18 protein-coding genes and 1 tRNA gene are annotated in these 16532 nt (G+C 34.1%); 18 read left to right on the top strand and 1 reads right to left on the bottom strand.

The features are described from left to right. The 15 genes from MED134_RS08385 (at position 1) to MED134_RS08315 (ending at position 13399) form a co-directional block, all read left to right on the top strand. A complete protein-coding gene (locus tag MED134_RS08385; protein WP_038597887.1) occupies positions 1 to 513 on the top strand; it encodes an SH3 domain-containing protein in 513 nt (170 codons plus the stop codon). A gap of 250 nt (positions 514 to 763) precedes the next feature. Further along, positions 764 to 1423: an IS1 family transposase gene (locus tag MED134_RS08380; RefSeq protein ID WP_038597885.1), complete on the top strand. Its 660-nt coding sequence runs from the start codon at positions 764 to 766 to the stop codon at positions 1421 to 1423. 70 nt (positions 1424 to 1493) lie between these two features. After that, on the top strand, positions 1494 to 1904 hold the full coding sequence (locus MED134_RS08375; RefSeq protein WP_038597882.1) for a prepilin-type N-terminal cleavage/methylation domain-containing protein: 411 nt from the start codon (positions 1494 to 1496) through the stop codon (positions 1902 to 1904). 29 nt (positions 1905 to 1933) lie between these two features. Then, positions 1934 to 2416 (top strand): hypothetical protein, encoded by a 483-nt coding sequence (locus tag MED134_RS08370; protein ID WP_038597880.1) that lies wholly within the window; start codon positions 1934 to 1936, stop codon positions 2414 to 2416. Further along, positions 2417 to 3829 (top strand): GspE/PulE family protein, encoded by a 1413-nt coding sequence (locus tag MED134_RS08365; protein WP_038597879.1) that lies wholly within the window; start codon positions 2417 to 2419, stop codon positions 3827 to 3829. 3 nt (positions 3830 to 3832) lie between these two features. After that, on the top strand, positions 3833 to 6019 hold the full coding sequence (locus tag MED134_RS08360) for a type II secretion system protein GspD (protein WP_084811648.1): 2187 nt from the start codon (positions 3833 to 3835) through the stop codon (positions 6017 to 6019). Continuing rightward, complete coding sequence (locus tag MED134_RS08355; protein ID WP_038597877.1) at positions 6019 to 7233, top strand: hypothetical protein; 1215 nt, start codon at positions 6019 to 6021, stop codon at positions 7231 to 7233. Before MED134_RS08360 ends, MED134_RS08355 begins: the two co-directional genes overlap by 1 nt. Before the next feature lie 2 nt (positions 7234 to 7235). After that, the gene (locus MED134_RS08350) at positions 7236 to 7748 is read left to right on the top strand and encodes a hypothetical protein (protein WP_052084173.1); all 513 of its coding nucleotides are present in this window, start codon (positions 7236 to 7238) and stop codon (positions 7746 to 7748) included. Positions 7749 to 7835: 87 nt separating this feature from the next. Beyond that, positions 7836 to 8471, top strand: coding sequence for a hypothetical protein (locus MED134_RS08345; protein WP_148305640.1), 636 nt, complete (start codon positions 7836 to 7838; stop codon positions 8469 to 8471). 11 nt (positions 8472 to 8482) lie between these two features. Beyond that, positions 8483 to 9742, top strand: coding sequence for a hypothetical protein (locus MED134_RS08340; protein WP_038597873.1), 1260 nt, complete (start codon positions 8483 to 8485; stop codon positions 9740 to 9742). After that, a complete protein-coding gene (locus MED134_RS08335) occupies positions 9739 to 10212 on the top strand; it encodes a hypothetical protein (RefSeq protein WP_038597871.1) in 474 nt (157 codons plus the stop codon). Before MED134_RS08340 ends, MED134_RS08335 begins: the two co-directional genes overlap by 4 nt. Further along, a complete protein-coding gene (locus MED134_RS08330; RefSeq protein WP_038597870.1) occupies positions 10209 to 11483 on the top strand; it encodes a hypothetical protein in 1275 nt (424 codons plus the stop codon). Before MED134_RS08335 ends, MED134_RS08330 begins: the two co-directional genes overlap by 4 nt. After that, complete coding sequence (locus tag MED134_RS08325; RefSeq protein WP_038597868.1) at positions 11471 to 11809, top strand: hypothetical protein; 339 nt, start codon at positions 11471 to 11473, stop codon at positions 11807 to 11809. Before MED134_RS08330 ends, MED134_RS08325 begins: the two co-directional genes overlap by 13 nt. After that, entirely contained in the window at positions 11799 to 12278 is a 480-nt protein-coding gene (locus tag MED134_RS08320; protein WP_038597866.1) for a type II secretion system protein J, read from the top strand. The genes MED134_RS08325 and MED134_RS08320 overlap by 11 nt, the downstream gene beginning before the upstream one ends. Continuing rightward, positions 12269 to 13399: a type II secretion system F family protein gene (locus MED134_RS08315; RefSeq protein ID WP_038597864.1), complete on the top strand. Its 1131-nt coding sequence runs from the start codon at positions 12269 to 12271 to the stop codon at positions 13397 to 13399. The genes MED134_RS08320 and MED134_RS08315 overlap by 10 nt, the downstream gene beginning before the upstream one ends. A 539-nt stretch (positions 13400 to 13938) precedes the next feature. Here the strand turns inward: MED134_RS08315 and MED134_RS08310 are convergent. Then, positions 13939 to 14019 (bottom strand) — tRNA-Leu (locus MED134_RS08310). Between the two features lie 158 nt (positions 14020 to 14177). On the opposite strand from MED134_RS08310, the gene MED134_RS08305 reads away from it, so the two are divergent. The 3 genes from MED134_RS08305 to pth all read left to right on the top strand — a co-directional run bounded on the left by MED134_RS08305 (position 14178) and on the right by pth (position 16532). Beyond that, a complete protein-coding gene (locus MED134_RS08305) occupies positions 14178 to 15119 on the top strand; it encodes a ribose-phosphate pyrophosphokinase (RefSeq protein WP_038597861.1) in 942 nt (313 codons plus the stop codon). Between the two features lie 27 nt (positions 15120 to 15146). Continuing rightward, the gene (locus MED134_RS08300; protein WP_038597859.1) at positions 15147 to 15773 is read left to right on the top strand and encodes a 50S ribosomal protein L25/general stress protein Ctc; all 627 of its coding nucleotides are present in this window, start codon (positions 15147 to 15149) and stop codon (positions 15771 to 15773) included. Between the two features lie 129 nt (positions 15774 to 15902). Next, positions 15903 to 16532 carry an aminoacyl-tRNA hydrolase gene (gene pth / locus MED134_RS08295; protein ID WP_035325988.1) on the top strand — a complete coding sequence of 210 codons (630 nt, stop codon included), beginning with the start codon at positions 15903 to 15905 and terminating at the stop codon, positions 16530 to 16532.

Below are 16532 nucleotides of genomic sequence, written 5' to 3'. Positions count from 1 at the left end.
ATGATAAAAATGCAATTAACAATTTATATATTTTGTTTTCTTTTACTAGGCTGTAATGATAGCGCTAAAAAGGAATGTACTTCTATTAAAGTTACTGCTTTTACGCATTATAAGAGTAATGAGAAATTAGACATTTATAATAGGCCTGAAGATAACAATATTTTAAAAGCAATAAATTCTGATGAAGAAGCAGGTTATATTTTACAAATAACAGGTGTTGAGAATGATTTTTTTAAAGTTAGTTTTGAAGATTTAGATTTTAAAAATGTTTGGGTAAGAAAAGGCACATTAGGTTTGGTTACTAGAAATTATGATAACAAAAACCTGAACCTTTATGATAAACCAAATCTTGATAGTTCTATATCTTCCGTTTTAGAGAAAGAGCAAATAGTTAGAGTTTTAAATGTTTGTAATAAATGGGCTTATGTAGAAACCATTAACGAGGGAAAAACCAAACGAGGTTGGTTGCAACCCGATATGCAATGTGGTAATCCTTATACCACTTGCCCTTAAAAATAAAAACCGTCCAAAGTGGCGTTTTTTTATGCGTAAGTATTACGAGCTTTAGCGGGTAATGGGTCAGAATGGTGCTTTTGAAAAACGAAGTTAATTTTGGTATGATTTTCAATTAGTTATAAAAGAAATAAGCCCTCAAATGGGGTCTTATTCTTGTTTATTCACATAATAAAGATTTCTTAGATGGCTTAAAATAAGGATTTGTTTTCCTTACGTAGGTCAGAATGGTGCTTGGTATATTTAAAGTATGAATTGTAAAAACTGTGATCAAGCTCATTGTATTAAAAGAGGGAAGCGAAATGGTATACAACGGTATTACTGTAAGATTTGTTTCACTTCATTTCAAGAAAACTATCATTATAAAGCGTATGATAGTTCTATAGATACGTTACTTATTAGTCTTTTAAGAGAGTGTTGTAGTGTGTTAGGTATCGCCAGAGTATTGAAGATTTCTAAAAATACTGTTTTATCAAGGATGTTGAAAATCAGTAAGCAAATCAAGATTCCGTACTTTAATACTTTAGGGTGTAAATTTGAAGTAGATGAGCTATGGAGTTTTATAGGTAATAAGAAAAATAGTACTTGGATAACTTATGCTATAGAGCAAAAGACTGGGAGCGTGATTGATTTCTTTGTTGGCAGAAAGACTAAAGAAAACATTAAGCCTTTAATCAATAAGGTGCTCCTTCTTCAACCCACTAGAATTTATACCGATAGACTTAATATCTATCCTAGTTTAATTCCCAAAGAAATGCACAAACGTTTTCAATATTGTACCAATAAGATTGAGCGTATGAATTTGACATTACGAACTCATATTAAACGCTTATCAAGAAGAACGATATGTTTTTCGCGAAAGCAAGAATATCTAGAAGCTCATTTAAAAATATACTTCTGGGGTTACTAGTCTTTTTAATGTTTGAAGTAAGAGGGGCATTTAATTTTTTAATACACTGAATACTATTATATTTACAGTAATGAAGCCTTTTTTACAACGTAAAATACCAGCATATAATTTGCAAGAGATACTTATCGTACTTGCTATTATAGGTATATTATTATTACTGGCAATGCCTAAGTTAATGCCGCTTATCTCAAAGACCAAAAGTCTCGAAGCCCAGACGCAACTTAAGCACATACACAATATGCAAATTTTATACAGTTACTCTTCTTCCAGATTTTCAAATGATTTTGATCAGATTGATTTTGAAGCTCCTCGCACTGTAAAAAATGGAGGTAATGCAAATTATGTGTATGAGATTATTACGGCTACCACAGATGCATTTAAGGTGCGGGCAACTGCCGTTGTAGACTTTGATCGAGACGGTATTTATAATGTATGGGAAATAGATGAGATTGGAACGCCTAAGCAAGTAATAAAAGATTAGTGCTAGCAGTAGTCTTAAAAATAATTGTAATGGCTAGTTTGCTCGCTATTTTATGTCAAGATATTAAAGATAGAAGCGTTTACTGGTGGCTCTTTTTAATAACTGCTACAGGTTTTGCTACCTTACATATACTTAGTGTAGGAGCGCTGCAGTTTGCAATTCATAGTGTGGTTAACGTTGTTGTAATCCTTCTTATACTCCTTATTTTATGGGGATATGCTAGGCTTATAATGCGAGTAGATGGTTTACAAGATGTATTTGGTCTTGGTGATTTCTTATTTCTATTTGCACTAGCAGTAGGGTTTTCAACCGTAAGTTTTATCACCTTTTTTGTTTTTGGCCTTCTATTCTCTCTTAGTGTACATATGCTTTTAGGTTTTACGCTTTCGCGAAAGCGTAATTTAAATAAAAAGGAAACTACAGTGCCACTTGCGGGATATCTCGCATTGTTTTTTTCGGGAGTACTAGTGGTGCACTGGGTTGGGTTATATGATAATTTATACACGTTATAGGTGACAAGGGCTTCATATCATATTTCGGTAGAGCTACAACAGCTCATAAGTGCAGACCAAGCATATCAATACCGCATAGTCCCATTTAAAAAAGAAGATAATAAAACTATCTTTTATTCTGACATAACAGATATAGCAGGTCTTACCCAAGAGTTAATAGTTTTCTTAGGGTATCCGCTTCAAATCAAATATATTGAGACGTCAATACTCGATAGGTATTTGAGCACAAATTATAGAAAGCAAAGCTCAGAAAATCAAACACTTGCTTACACGCAAGATTTTCTAGAAAAAGTACTACTTACAGCAAAAACAATAGGGAGTAGTGATATACACTTTGAGCCATTTGAAAATAGCTGTCGTATTAGGTACAGACTTGATGGTAAGCTTAAGGAGCAGTTTAGAATCCCTAAAGGAGAGTACCCTGCGATCATTAATAGAATAAAAAATCAAGCAAACCTCGATATTTCTCAAAATCGTTTACCGCAAGATGGAAGAATCACGGTAAAAACACAACACGATGAATTTGACATAAGAGTCTCCACCTTGCCGTCTATGAACGGTGAGAGTATCGTACTCCGTATTTTAAGTAAAGATACCTCCGGAATACAATTAGATAAACTAGGTTTTACAGAAGAGGAACTCAAAATTTATAAGGAAGGCGTGCGTAACCCTAATGGAATTGTCTTGATATCAGGCCCGACAGGCTCAGGTAAAACCACAACCTTATATGCAACTCTCAAAATTTTAAATACTGTAGATACAAAGATTTTAACTATAGAAGACCCTATAGAGTACACCTTAGAGGGGGTGATGCAAATTCAACTACGCGAGGATATAGGTTTAGATTTTGAAACGGCTTTAAAAACCTTTTTAAGGCAAGATCCAGATGTAATAATGGTAGGTGAGATTAGAGATGTTAAGACGGCAAATATGGCGATAAGGGCTGCATTAACTGGGCACCTTGTACTATCTACTATCCACACGAACTCTGCCTGGGCTACAATCTCCAGGCTTATAGATATGGGTGTTCCAGCTCACCTTATAGCGAGTACACTTAACTTAAGTGTTGCCCAGCGACTCGTGAGGAAGTTATGTGGATATTGTAAAAAGGAGCAACTTATTAAACTTGATGATTTTCCTTCTCAATTTATAGTGCCTAAGACTTTAGATAAACATTATGTTGAGCAAGGGTGTGATAAATGTTTTCATACCGGGTATTCTGGTAGAAAAGCAATTTATGAGATATTACCTGTTACCAAGGAGCTATCTACTCATATAAAGAATAATGAATTGCAAATAGATGACTATCTCTATAAATACGAGATAAAGCAACTGAGCGATCAAGCCATACAACTTATTAGTGATGGAGAAACTTCTATAAACGAGGTCTTCTCTTTACTTAAAAACGCATAATCTATGATTAAAAAATATGTAGTGTCAATGTTTTTTGTGTTTACGACACATTTATTATTTGCACAGCAATATGATGAGGGTAGAATACAACAATTAGAAAACAAACTAACGGCAATTTCTTCAGATATCCCTGGGCTCTCTGAAAAGCTTGATATTACAATGCAGCAAGCAAACTTATCTACCTTCTTGCTTGCCATTTCCGAAGTGCATACGGTAAATATAGATGTTAGCCCAGATTTACAAGGAATTCAAATAATCAATAATTTTAAAGATGTATTAGTCTCTGATGTGCTCGTTTATTTATGCAAAAACTATAATCTTAAAATTGATTTTACAGGTACCATACTCTATATAGATCGTGTTAAAGAAGAAAAAGAAGAAGAAACAGAAAAAGAGATTCTAGTATCTTATAGTCCCAATAATCAACTAGTGAGCGCAGATTTACAAAACGATAATTTGAGTCGTGCGTTTAAGACTATTTCTGACCTTTCTGGCAAAGGTATTTTTTATACCCCAGAGTTAAAGGATAAATCTCTTTCGGTCTTTATAAAAGATTTACCATTTGATATTGCTATGGAGAAGATAGCTTATTCAAATAATCTTGTGGTTTCTCAATCTAAAGATGGATCATATGAGTTTGAGTCTGCCGTTACAAAGGCCCCTGGGGGACCAGGTGGTGTAACAACATCGAGACCAGCAAAGTCTAGACGATCAAATTTCTTTTTTGAGGTTATTAATCTTAAGGAAAAGCGTATAAATGTTGATATTCAAAATATCGCAATTGCAGATATTATATATGACATAGGTAACGAGTTGAAAATTGATATTTTTACTGCTTCTCCATTAGAAACAGCTGGAAGAGTGACAGTAACTGCAAAAGATATTTCTTTTGATCAGTTACTTACAAAGATATTTGAAAACACAACCTTATCAATTCAGAGTGCAAATAAGCAGGTGTTAACAAGTAGTCCAAACAGGCCTGCAGTAAACGGTCAGCAGGTAGCTAGCACGGCAAAACGTTTTACTTTTAAAAAAGACGGAAATATCTATTATTTTGGAACTTTCAAACAGCTTACGCTTAGGGCATCAGAGGTTGTGCCGCTCAGGTTTCGCTCTATTAGTATTCTAGCAGATCCACAAAGCTCTGGACGAAGTGCCGGTCGATCTGGGTTAAATTATGGACGTAATTCTAATTTTGTAAACGGTGGTTCCATCAGAAATAATAATCAAAACACGAATGTGAATTTTAATAACCAGAGTAATACGCAGCTCACTGGGCAATCATCTCAAAATCAAAATAACACAGACTTAGGGTCACTTATACCTCAAGATGTAAAACAAGATTTAAATATTATAGTAGATAAAGAACTTAATAGCTTTATTGTATCTGGGGCTAGTGCAGATATTAAGCGTTTTAAAGAATTTATACAAGATATAGATAAGCAAGTGCCCATAGTAATCATTGAGGTAATGATTCTAGAAGTAAGTAAAAACTCAACTCTCGATGCTGGCATTGAGTGGGGTATTGGTCAAGAGCCTAGTGTTACTCAAGGAAATATTTTTCCAAATACAAACTTGTCATTAGGGGCAAGCACTATCAATAGAATTTTAGGTAGAATAGATGGTTCAAGTTTTTTTAATATTGGGCAAGTAGGACCTAATTTTTTTGCAACCATAAGAGCGTCAGAAACTAACGGAAATTTTAATATCAAGTCATCACCACGAATCACCACATTAAATGGTCATCGCGCCTATTTTTCTAACGGAAGAACTAGTTATTATGAAATTACTCAAAATCAATTTGTAGGTGTTCAAAATCCCGTAGTTAGTGAGAGTGTTGATTACGTGCCTATAGATGCAGAGCTTTCTTTAGAAGTTTTACCATTTGTCTCAGAAGACGGTGAAGTGACTATGGATATTAAAGTTATACAATCAAGTTTTAGTGGAGAGCGTGTTACAGAAAACGGACCTCCAGAGATTAGTTCTCGGGAGTTTACTTCCATTATAAAGTCAAGAACAAATGATATCGTTGTATTAGGAGGTTTGGAAGAGGATAGTAAGAATAACTCCGGCTCTGGAGTTCCCTTTTTAGCTCGTATTCCTATTATAAAATGGCTATTTAGCAAGCGTGTTCGTACTGCTTCAAAATCAAAGTTGACAGTTTTAATTAAGCCAACAGTGATATATTAATGTTAAATATGCTGCCGCAAAATATCATCTATGGAAGAACGCACTATGCATTTGAGCATATAGGTGCAGCAGATGATCTGTCTATATTAATACTACAAGTAACAGAACGGAAGGGTGAACTTAATATAACGCAAACTGTATCTATAGGAGCTATTAGTGAGATTAAAGAACATTTTTCTAAAGTAAAGTCTGGCCATTTACTTATTAATAATAGCCAGGTATTACATAAAACTGTTCTTTCCAATACTGGGGATGTAGACATCCAGCTTTTAAATAGAGCATTTTCAAATATAGATCTGGACGTTTTTTATTATGAAATTATAAGAGGTGTAGATAAAGCTTTTGTTTTTATCTGCAGAAAGCAATATGTTAAAGACTTACTTCAAGAATATCTTAATGAAGATATATTTATAACAACTTGGAGTTTAGGTGTCTCGTCAATAAATAGTGTAGTTTCTATATTAGATGGTGATGGAGAGATAACAACTATCTCTAGTACTGTAATCTATAGCAATGGGTATATAGAAAAAATAGACTTTAAGCATCAAAACCAAGGTGGTCAATCAAGCTATCAAATCGATGAATTAAAAGTGCAAGGAGATCGAATAAATGCATTAGGAGGCATCTTAAGAACTTTCGGGGGTGTTGATGAGTCTAGATATTTTTCAAACAATAAAGATGATCAGGAGGTAAGTAATACGCTCTTTAAACAACAAAGACTTTATGATATAGGATTGCCAATAGCTCTAATAATATTATTACTTGTTTTCTTTATCAATTTTCTTTTTTACAATCACTATTATCAAGAAGTTTCTGTCTTAGGGGAAGTTAGTGAGAGTAATTCGCTTCAAAAGGAACTGCTCATTAAAAAGGATGCTATTGTTGACCAAAAGCAAAAGTTATTCGAAGATGTAATTGAATCATCATCATCATCATCATCCTTTTATATTGATCAAGTAATACAAGAAATGCCGGAAACCATTTCCCTTGATAGGTTACAGTATCATCCATTAATTAAAAAAATCAGAGAGGGTAAGTCTATTTCTTTAGAAAAGGATATCATCCTAATAAGCGGCATATCAAAAGTAAATAGGGATATTTCTTATTGGATTTCAGTAATTGAGAATAAGGATTTTGTAAATAAGGTTTTTATTAAAAATCTTGTAAATAAAGGGTCAAACACATTATTTACACTTGAATTACACACAAAGTAGCTATGAAGATTCAACAGAAAAATAGACTTCTTTTGTTTGGGTTTTTAGGCACCCTAGTTATAGGTTATTTATTATCTATCTCAGAAACCCTAGCTTTGAAACGGAATTATGATAGATTGAAAGAGGGAGAACTTATTTTTAAAAATATTCCTCATCGATTAAGTGTTTTGAATCAGAAGGAGGTTTACTATGATTCTTTATTATCAAGTCATCAAATTACGGAAACTTCATTGCAAAACAATCTTTTAAAAGCTTTGGAGCGTTATGCCGAGAGAGAACAGATAAAGATTATTTCTTTTAATGAGCCCCATATATATGTTGACCAGGGTAAGACTATAAATTCTTATGCATTTTCTGTTTCTGGAGATTTTAAGTCTATTTTGGGACTTGCTTATGAATTAGAACAACGAAGTAAATTTGGGATGATAGCCTCCTTAGAATTTAAAAAAATTAAAAGTTTTCAAACAAGTAAAGTGTCGTTAGAAGGAAACTTTGTTTTACAATTAGTACAATAAAATATGATAAATAATAAGCCATTTTTAAGACTCTTTATAAAAATGTTACTGCTGTTGACTATGAGTCACTCTTTCATAAGTTGTAATATGACAAAGCAAGTGAAGTTAGTTAAAGCAAAGAATGATCATATTGAGTTAGGAAGTTTAGTTGTTCGTGAGGGTACTTTAAAAAATAATGTTGAGACTAAGGGTGCGCCATTACTTAGTGCTAGATTAAGAGTTGCTGTAAACAAGAAACAATTTACTCCACAAGCTAAGTTGAAATTCGTAAAAAGGATAAATGGCACAATGGATAGTATTTCTTCTCCTACAGCATATTATGCTCTAGAGTTGATTGATGATATAGGCTATACTGTTGCTATAAATAATGATGTGATATCAAGAGAATTTATAAAGAAATCTAAATCTGTTGGAGCAATAACCAAGATAAACGCAGTTTTCAAAGGAGCCATTTTGACTTCGGGAATTACTGCAGCTTTTCTAGAAAAATTATCAGATGATACTATGGGGGTTGTTTTTTATAAAGATGATAAACGCCTTGATATAATTCCTCTTTCTAAGATGATTATATTTGACTATGAAGTATCATATTTCTGTTTTGGAAAAGACCATAAAAATAGTGTTGTAGTTATGGATATAGTTGAAGAGGGTAAGCGATGTAAGAAGCCATTAGTGAGAACGGCGGCAAAACTCAATAAAAGTAAAAAGCTTATAGACTATTAAAGACTTATCTTATGAAAAGGTTATTAATTATTATTTTAAGTTTAACAGCTATATATAGCTGCGAAGAAATAGTGAGTGTTGAGGATATCTCTGAAGAAATGATTGAGGTTTTAGCTCCAGTAGATGATGCTATTCTTAATACCGAAGAAGTTACTTTCTCTTGGGCAGAAATAGATTTTGTAGATAGATATCATATACAGGTTGCAAAGCCAGCATTTGCTCAGGCTACTCAAGTTGTTCTCGATAGCTTTTTAGGCGATTCAATTCAGACTTTTAGAAATCTCACAGTGACATTAATGCCTGGATCATATGAATGGCGAGTAAGTGGTTTGAATAGTAATTACAGCACAGATTATACTACGCAATCGTTTACTATAGATACGATTTCGGAAGAGAATCCAGTTGACATTTCTAATCAATTGGTTGATATTATTGCGCCTTCAGATAATGTTGTATTATCGACTAATAATGTGAATTTTAGCTGGGAAAACCTAGCTAGCACCACAGGCTATCGTATTCAAGTTGCAATACCTGATTTTCAAAATCCAGAACAATTAGTGTTAGACACTACGACTGTCAATACTTCGTTTAATATAGAACTAGTAGATGGGCCTTTTGAGTGGCGTATCCAGGCTTTTAACGAGGTATTTAGTACAGATTTTACTACACAAAATTTTTCAATTGTTACAGATTCAGATATTTCAAATGAGATAGTTAGCTTATTAGCACCTTCAGATGGTTTCGTAGTAAATGATACTAACGTAACATTCTCCTGGGAACCTGTGAGCGAGGCAACCTCTTATAATTTGCAAATCGCGAGGCCTGGTTTTGAAAATGCTGAAGAGTTATTGGTTAATGAGTCTTTTGATACTTCGAGTAACCAGTCGTTTATATTAGAAGATAATAATTCGTATCAATGGCGTGTAAAAGCATTAAATGAAACTTCAGAAACAGTATACACAACTAGAGCTTTTAGTGTGAATGTGACAGAAGAGCTGTCAGAGCAAGAAATAGTTGTTGTTTCTCCAGAGAATGGATTTGAAACCTCAGAAACCTCAGTAAATTTTATTTGGGAAGCTCTCGAGCAAGCAACTATATATAGAGTTGTTATTACTGATGTATCAGACAACTCCGTTTTCCTAGAAGAATCAACCACAGCATCAACGCTTACTGTCGAGTTTGAATTAGGACAATATGTTTGGGCTGTGAGAGCTGAAAATGAATCTGATAATACACCGTATACCGAGCAAACAATCTCGATAGTTGAATGAAAAATAAAAAACGAACTTTATACTTGTTGGTGACAGTAATTACAATTTATATTGCAATTATAGTACGTTTTTTTATGCTTAGTAATGATAATAATTCTTCTAAAAACACTGAGTTTTTGACAAGTGATTTTAAACCCACCAAGTATGAGGCCCGTAAAGACTTTAGTATCATTAATGATTACCGTGATCCTTTTTTAGGGATATTGCCAAAAATCAACCAAAAGGTTTTTAAATCTCAAGGTAATCAATCTAAAATTGTAAATAGTTACTATCCAGAAATCCACTACTTAGGTGTAATTTCAGACGCAAAGTCTGAAGCTAAGGTTTTGTCTCTTAAAATTAACGGAAAGGAAATTATAATTAGAGAAGGTAAGACTGTGGATAGTGTAAAAGTTCTTTCGGGTAATAGTAATAACTTAATAGTTTCATATAAGGGAGTCCCAAAAGCTGTAAGTCTTTTTAAGCAATGAAAATGTGGCAACAAAAGATATCAGCAGGCGCGCTCCAATTTGCGATACTAATAAGCGTGGTTATTGCAGTTATTGTAAGTGCTTTTATCCTTTTATCTTACACTCAGCAGCAATTTGCTAGGCAGGTAAATGATTCAGCTAAGGTCCTGGGGTTAGCGTCTTCTGGATTTGATTATCTAAAACAAAAGGACATTACATACGGCGATAGTATTAATTTTAACTTGGAAGGTCAAGAGAACGAGAGTATTACTTTACACAAATCTCATTGGGGAATATATGATAAGGTTGTTTCTGTAGGGAGTAGAAACGGCTTAAGTAAAACAAAGATAGCCTTAGTTGGTGGCCGTGTGGATAGTAAGAATCGACTTGCATTGCATATGGAGGAGACAAATTCACCGCTAGTACTTGTGGGTAATACTTTAATTCAAGGCAATGTTGTCTTACCTGTCAGAGGAGTAAAACCAGGCTCAATATCGGGTGATTATTTCGAAGGGAATGAGCTTATAGATGGAGAGATTAATAGTTATGAAACTCCTAAGCCACAAGTGCCAGACGTGAAATTAAAGTATATTGAAAAACTACTATTTGGAAGTGTTGGTAATCAAGATAATTTATATATCCGTTCAACAGAAAAGATAATGAGTTCCTCTTTTACTACGGATTCAAAATGGTTATATAGTCCAGGAGTAATTGACTTGAAAGCGCTAAAAATTGAAAATAATATTATTGTAAAATCTGACACTTTAATTCGTGTTTTCGCTTCCACGAAAGCAAATAATATTTTATTGATAGCTCCCAATATAGAAATATCAGATAATGTACAGGGCACTTTTCAAGCATTTGCCTCTAAAAGTATAATAACTGGTGAACGCACAAAACTAAATTATCCGAGTGCCCTAGTTTTGATGCAGGAAAATGGTTTGTCCATAGATAGAAAAAGAGAACAGAGAGGTGTTATTTTAGGTAATAACAGTCTAGTCTTAGGGGGGGTTTTTCATTTTGGAAAAGGAAATGATGATTATCAAAGAGCAATGATTCATTTGTCTGAAGGTTCTCTTGTAAGGGGAGAAGTATATAGTGATCAAACAGTAGAATTAATTGGGTCTGTAGAAGGGTCGGTCTATACACATCAATTTGAAACGAAGTTCAAAGGTTCGGTATACAAGAATCATTTATATAACACAACTTTGTCAACTGAAAACTTTCCAGAAGTGTTTACTGGAGTTCATACGAATGTGACAGATTTAAATATTCTTCAATGGGTTTATTAAAGAAAAGAATAAAGGCAACAACCTTGATGGAAACCCTTGTTGCGACTAGTATAATCTTGATAATATTTGTGATTGCTAGTCTTGTTCTAAATAATGTATTTAAATCAATAACTCTACGAGACACATTTTCAGTTTCAAATAGAATTGAAAAATTAATGTACCTATATCAAAATGACAAATTGAGTTTGCCTTATGATGAATTGACTAAAGACTATGAGCTTTCCATAGAACAAGTAAATATAGGCAATATAAGATATGTGCAAATTGACTATAAGTCTAAATCAAGGCAGAATATAAGATCGAAATTTATAATTGATGAAAAATAAAGATAAAATACCTGCATTTACTTTAAGTGAAGTCTTGATAGTCCTTGTAATTACAAGTATTGTTGTTGGTATTGCTTTTGCCGTTCTTCATCTCGTTACTAAACAATTTAATACAATGAGTAATCGCTATGACGAACGAATACAAACACAAAAGTTAAAACAACAAATTGCAGTTGACTTAGATAGCGGTCAAAGCATAATTTTGAAAGATGACGAAGAGAAATTACAGATTATTAATGATGATAATCGTAACGCTAATTATGAGTGGGCTGGAGATTATTTAATTAGGAATAGAGACACCTTATCTAAGACCCTTAAAACGATAAGATTCTATTACCTCGGAACGGAAGTAACTGCAGGACCGGTTGATGGCATTGAATTAGAGTTAAAATCATTTGGACGGCCATTGCGTTTGTTTACATCTAAAAAAGTCGATTCCAAACAACAGCTTAGTGATTTATGGGATTAAAAACTAGTACTTTTAATCAACCTAAGAAGAAGGGCGATTCCTCAACTTTAGACAATTTTTTTAAAAAAGAAATACTTTTTTTCGGAAGTAGTTTCAATTCGAAAAAGAAGGAGCAATTTTACACAGAGCTTAGTGTGCTTTTAAATTCTGGTATAAGACTTAAGGATGCTTTGTACCTTATTAGTGAATCTCAAAAAAAGAAAGAGGATGCACTTTTTTTTAAAAAATTAAGAGATCATATTATAGCAGGAGATGATTTTTCCAAAGTTTTAATGGGTCAAAAAGAATTTACGAGATACGAAGAACATTCTATTAGAATTGGAGAGCAAAGCGGGACTTTAACAAGTGTCTCAAGTTCACTTTCTGATTTTTATAAAAGAAAAAATGAGCAGCGCCGTAATATAGTAAGTGCTCTGACTTATCCTGCAATCGTATTGGGAACCGCAATGCTTGCAGTAATATTTATGCTACAATTTGTAGTTCCTATGTTCAAGGATACATTTAGACAAAATAATGTAGAATTACCGGCAATCACAAAAGCAGTGATTGCAGTATCAGAAGGGGTTGGGAATTATGGGTGGATTTTTTTATTGTTGCTTTTAACTTTCTTAATAGTTCAAAGGTCGCTGAATAAAAAAGCTTTTTATTGTAGACAAAGAGATTTATTTCTTCTAAAAATTCCTTTTTTGGGGCTCTTTGTTAAAGTTTCAAATATTGCACGCTTTACGCAAGCAGTTTCGCTATTAATTAATGCAAAGGTGTCAATACCGCAAAGTATTAAACTGGCTAAAGAGATGATCGATTTTGTTCCGATTGAAGATGCATTAAATAATGTTGAGCAAGATCTTATTAAAGGTGAAAGTTTAAGTAAATGTCTGAGTAAACATTCGATCTTTGATTCTAAAATGGTTGCTTTAGTTCGTGTCGCAGAACAAACAAATAAAACCGAGTTTGTTTTTCAACGATTAAATGAGCAATATAATCAGGAGGTGTTAAGAAGGTCTAAACAATTTTCTACAGTATTAGAGCCGTTAATTATTCTTGTTGTAGGGATAATAGTTGCTGTTATTTTGATTGCTATGTACCTTCCTATGTTTGAATTAGGAAATGTTTTAAAATAGTTGTAATCACACTAATAAAAATCACTTCTTCTAAAGGCTATTTATAGTTTTATTGATAAACTGAACTACCTTATAATCCTGAAACTATAACTAGGTATTAAAATTGAGTTTAATTGCGCTACAAGCCAATACTTTCTTAATTTCTTAGAGTTGAGATGTGTTTATTATTTTCTTAGTGTGAGGAAATTGCAATAACATAGTATTCACCTATATATTTATTTGCGTAGATGATGTGATTATAAAGTTAAGTGTAAAAACATTTTAACCTTATGTATATAAAGAGAAGATATAAGTCTTAAAATAATTATTGGTAATATAAATGTTGATGTATCTATTAGATATAAATGGATAGATGGTCATTCAAAATTCTCAGGGTATTTTATATTACTTACAAATTAATTAATTCAGGACCATTTAATACTCGGCATATAAAAGAAATTCATACTCACTGTAGATCAATATTACTTTTTTTTGTTACTATAATGTTATCTAATAAAACAAGAAACCCCGTAGAATATACCTCTGCGGGGTTTTTATTGTACCGAAAGTGGGAATCGAACCCACACTCCAAAGGAACGCGAGTTTGAGTCGCGCGCGTCTACCAATTCCGCCATTTCGGCTAGTGGAAACAACTGCTTGAGTTGTTTAGAGAGCACAAAATTAAAGAATATTTTTATCTACCCACCACAAAAGCACGCTTTTTGTACTGCTGCACTCATTTTTAATTACTATTTTTGCACCTCCTTAGAGGAAACATAACAACCGTAACTCATTATAAATGACTGCTACCGCACCGCAACCGAAGATTTTTGCTTGTCAACAAAGCAAGCCACTGGCTGAAAAGATTGCAAAAGCTTTTGGACAACCATTAGGAAACGTAATCACATCAACATATAGCGACGGTGAGTTTCAGCCTTCTTTTGAAGAGTCTGTACGTGGATCACGTGTTTTTATTATAGGGAGTACGATGCCATCATCAGATAATATGATGGAAATGTTATTGATGCTAGATGCTGCAAAGCGTGCAAGCGCAAGACACATTACTGCCGTGATACCTTATTTTGGGTGGGCGCGACAAGATCGTAAGGATAAGCCACGTGTGCCTATTGCTGCAAAGCTTATGGCAAGCCTACTAGAGACAGCAGGTGCTACTCGTATTATCACAATGGATTTACACGCAGATCAAATACAAGGATTTTTTGAGAAGCCAGTAGATCATCTATTTGCAAGTACAATTTTCCTTCCTTATTTAAAGGGGTTAGGATTAGAAAATCTTACCATCGCATCTCCAGATATGGGAGGTAGTAAGAGAGCTTATGCATATAGTAAAGCAATGGAAAGTGACGTAGTTATTTGTTACAAGCAACGTGCAAAGGCAAATGTTATCTCACATATGGAGCTCATAGGTAGTGTAGAAGGACAGCACGTAGTACTTGTAGATGATATGGTAGATACTGCCGGAACACTTACAAAGGCTGCAGACCTAATGATGGAAAAAGGAGCATTAAGCGTACGTGCAATATGTACACACGCCATATTAAGTGGTAACGCTTATGATAAAATAGAAAATAGTCAACTGGCAGAATTGATCGTAACAGATTCAATCCCGAGAGACCATAAAAGTGATAAGGTCAAAGTATTAACTTGCGCCCCACTTTTTGCAGATGTAATGCACCGTGTTAACAGTAACACAAGTATCGCATCTAAGTTTATTATGTAATTTTTTTTTAACTATAATTATTTAACAATGAAATCAGTTTCGATCCAAGGATCTAAAAGAGAAAGCGTAGGCAAGAAAGCTACAAAAGCCTTACGTAATGCTGGACTGGTACCTTGCGTAGTATACGGAGGGGACGAGCCAATACATTTCAGCGCACCAGAACTAGCGTTTAAAAATTTGGTTTACACTCCAGACGCGCACACTGTAGAGATAGAGCTAGACGGTGTAACCGTACAGGCTATCTTACAAGACATACAGTTTCACCCGGTAACTGATCGTATCTTACACATAGACTTCTACCAGATTTTTGAAGGTAAAGAAGTAACTATGAACATCCCAGTACACTTTACAGGTAACTCTAAAGGTGTTCGTAATGGTGGTGTTTTACGTAAAACAAACCGTGTACTACGTGTGAAAGCACTTCCTAAAGATCTTCCAGATTTTCTTGAGGCAGATATTACAAACCTTAAGATTGGAAACAAGCTTTACATAGGAGAGCTTCCACAAGAAAACATTACAATAATGCACCCAGACAACACAGTTGTATGTCAAGTGAGAACTTCACGTACTGCCGTTGTTGACGATGAGGATGAGGATGAGGATGATGTTCCTGCAACAGAGACTAGCGATGTAGCTGCTGTTAAGGAAGATTAATTTATCTCATAAATTATAAATACAAAAGCATCTCGTTCTTCGAGATGCTTTTTTTATTTTTATACAGTATTAAAATGAGTGGTACTTTGTGTAACAATCTCTACGATACACCCATTAAAACTCCTAACTATGCTCGCTTTTTTTGGAAGACTTTTTAATAAATCTAAAGAAGATGAAGCAGCAGTAGACCCTATGAAAAAATTTCTCATCGTTGGTTTGGGTAACATTGGTCCCAAATATGAAAACACACGTCACAATATAGGTTTTAAAGTAGTAGACGCTTTCGCGAAAGCGCAAGAAACCACCTTTGAAACCGAAAAGCTAGGTGATATCGCACGCACTAGAGTAAAAGGTAAAACAGTAATACTGCTGAAGCCTAATACCTTTATGAATCTAAGTGGTAAAGCCATACGTTACTGGCTACAACAAGAAAAAGTCCCTGTAGAAAACCTACTAGTTATCACAGATGATCTTAACCTAGAGTTTGGGACCATACGTGTGAAAACCAAAGGCTCAGACGGAGGACACAACGGCCTTAAGGATACTCAAGCACAGCTCAATACCACTAAGTATAACAGATTCCGTTTTGGGATAAGTGATCAGTTTTCAAAAGGAAGACAGGTAGATTATGTGCTAGGTGAGTGGACGCCAGATGAGAACGCAGCACTACCAGAACGACTGGATAAAGCCAGCGAGGTCATAGCCTCGTTTGTAAAAGCTGGGATAAATAATACAATGAACGCCTACAACGGAAAATAG

The sequence above is a fragment of the Dokdonia sp. MED134 genome (assembly GCF_000152925.2).
Classification (GTDB): Bacteria; Bacteroidota; Bacteroidia; order Flavobacteriales; family Flavobacteriaceae; genus Dokdonia.
This window is presented reverse-complemented; position numbering and strand designations above follow the sequence as displayed.

Coding starts and splice junctions, on each gene's coding strand:
- MED134_RS08375 (WP_038597882.1), top strand. CDS start 1,494: ATGAAGCCTTTTTTACAACGTAAAATACCAGCATATAATTTGCAAGAG.
- pth (WP_035325988.1), top strand. CDS start 15,903: ATGCTCGCTTTTTTTGGAAGACTTTTTAATAAATCTAAAGAAGATGAA.
- MED134_RS08340 (WP_038597873.1), top strand. CDS start 8,483: ATGAAAAGGTTATTAATTATTATTTTAAGTTTAACAGCTATATATAGC.
- MED134_RS08300 (WP_038597859.1), top strand. CDS start 15,147: ATGAAATCAGTTTCGATCCAAGGATCTAAAAGAGAAAGCGTAGGCAAG.
- MED134_RS08320 (WP_038597866.1), top strand. CDS start 11,799: ATGAAAAATAAAGATAAAATACCTGCATTTACTTTAAGTGAAGTCTTG.
- MED134_RS08325 (WP_038597868.1), top strand. CDS start 11,471: ATGGGTTTATTAAAGAAAAGAATAAAGGCAACAACCTTGATGGAAACC.
- MED134_RS08370 (WP_038597880.1), top strand. CDS start 1,934: ATGGCTAGTTTGCTCGCTATTTTATGTCAAGATATTAAAGATAGAAGC.
- MED134_RS08315 (WP_038597864.1), top strand. CDS start 12,269: ATGGGATTAAAAACTAGTACTTTTAATCAACCTAAGAAGAAGGGCGAT.
- MED134_RS08345 (WP_148305640.1), top strand. CDS start 7,836: ATGACAAAGCAAGTGAAGTTAGTTAAAGCAAAGAATGATCATATTGAG.
- MED134_RS08355 (WP_038597877.1), top strand. CDS start 6,019: ATGTTAAATATGCTGCCGCAAAATATCATCTATGGAAGAACGCACTAT.
- MED134_RS08385 (WP_038597887.1), top strand. CDS start 1: ATGATAAAAATGCAATTAACAATTTATATATTTTGTTTTCTTTTACTA.
- MED134_RS08305 (WP_038597861.1), top strand. CDS start 14,178: ATGACTGCTACCGCACCGCAACCGAAGATTTTTGCTTGTCAACAAAGC.
- MED134_RS08360 (WP_084811648.1), top strand. CDS start 3,833: ATGATTAAAAAATATGTAGTGTCAATGTTTTTTGTGTTTACGACACAT.
- MED134_RS08335 (WP_038597871.1), top strand. CDS start 9,739: ATGAAAAATAAAAAACGAACTTTATACTTGTTGGTGACAGTAATTACA.
- MED134_RS08350 (WP_052084173.1), top strand. CDS start 7,236: ATGAAGATTCAACAGAAAAATAGACTTCTTTTGTTTGGGTTTTTAGGC.
- MED134_RS08330 (WP_038597870.1), top strand. CDS start 10,209: ATGAAAATGTGGCAACAAAAGATATCAGCAGGCGCGCTCCAATTTGCG.
- MED134_RS08380 (WP_038597885.1), top strand. CDS start 764: ATGAATTGTAAAAACTGTGATCAAGCTCATTGTATTAAAAGAGGGAAG.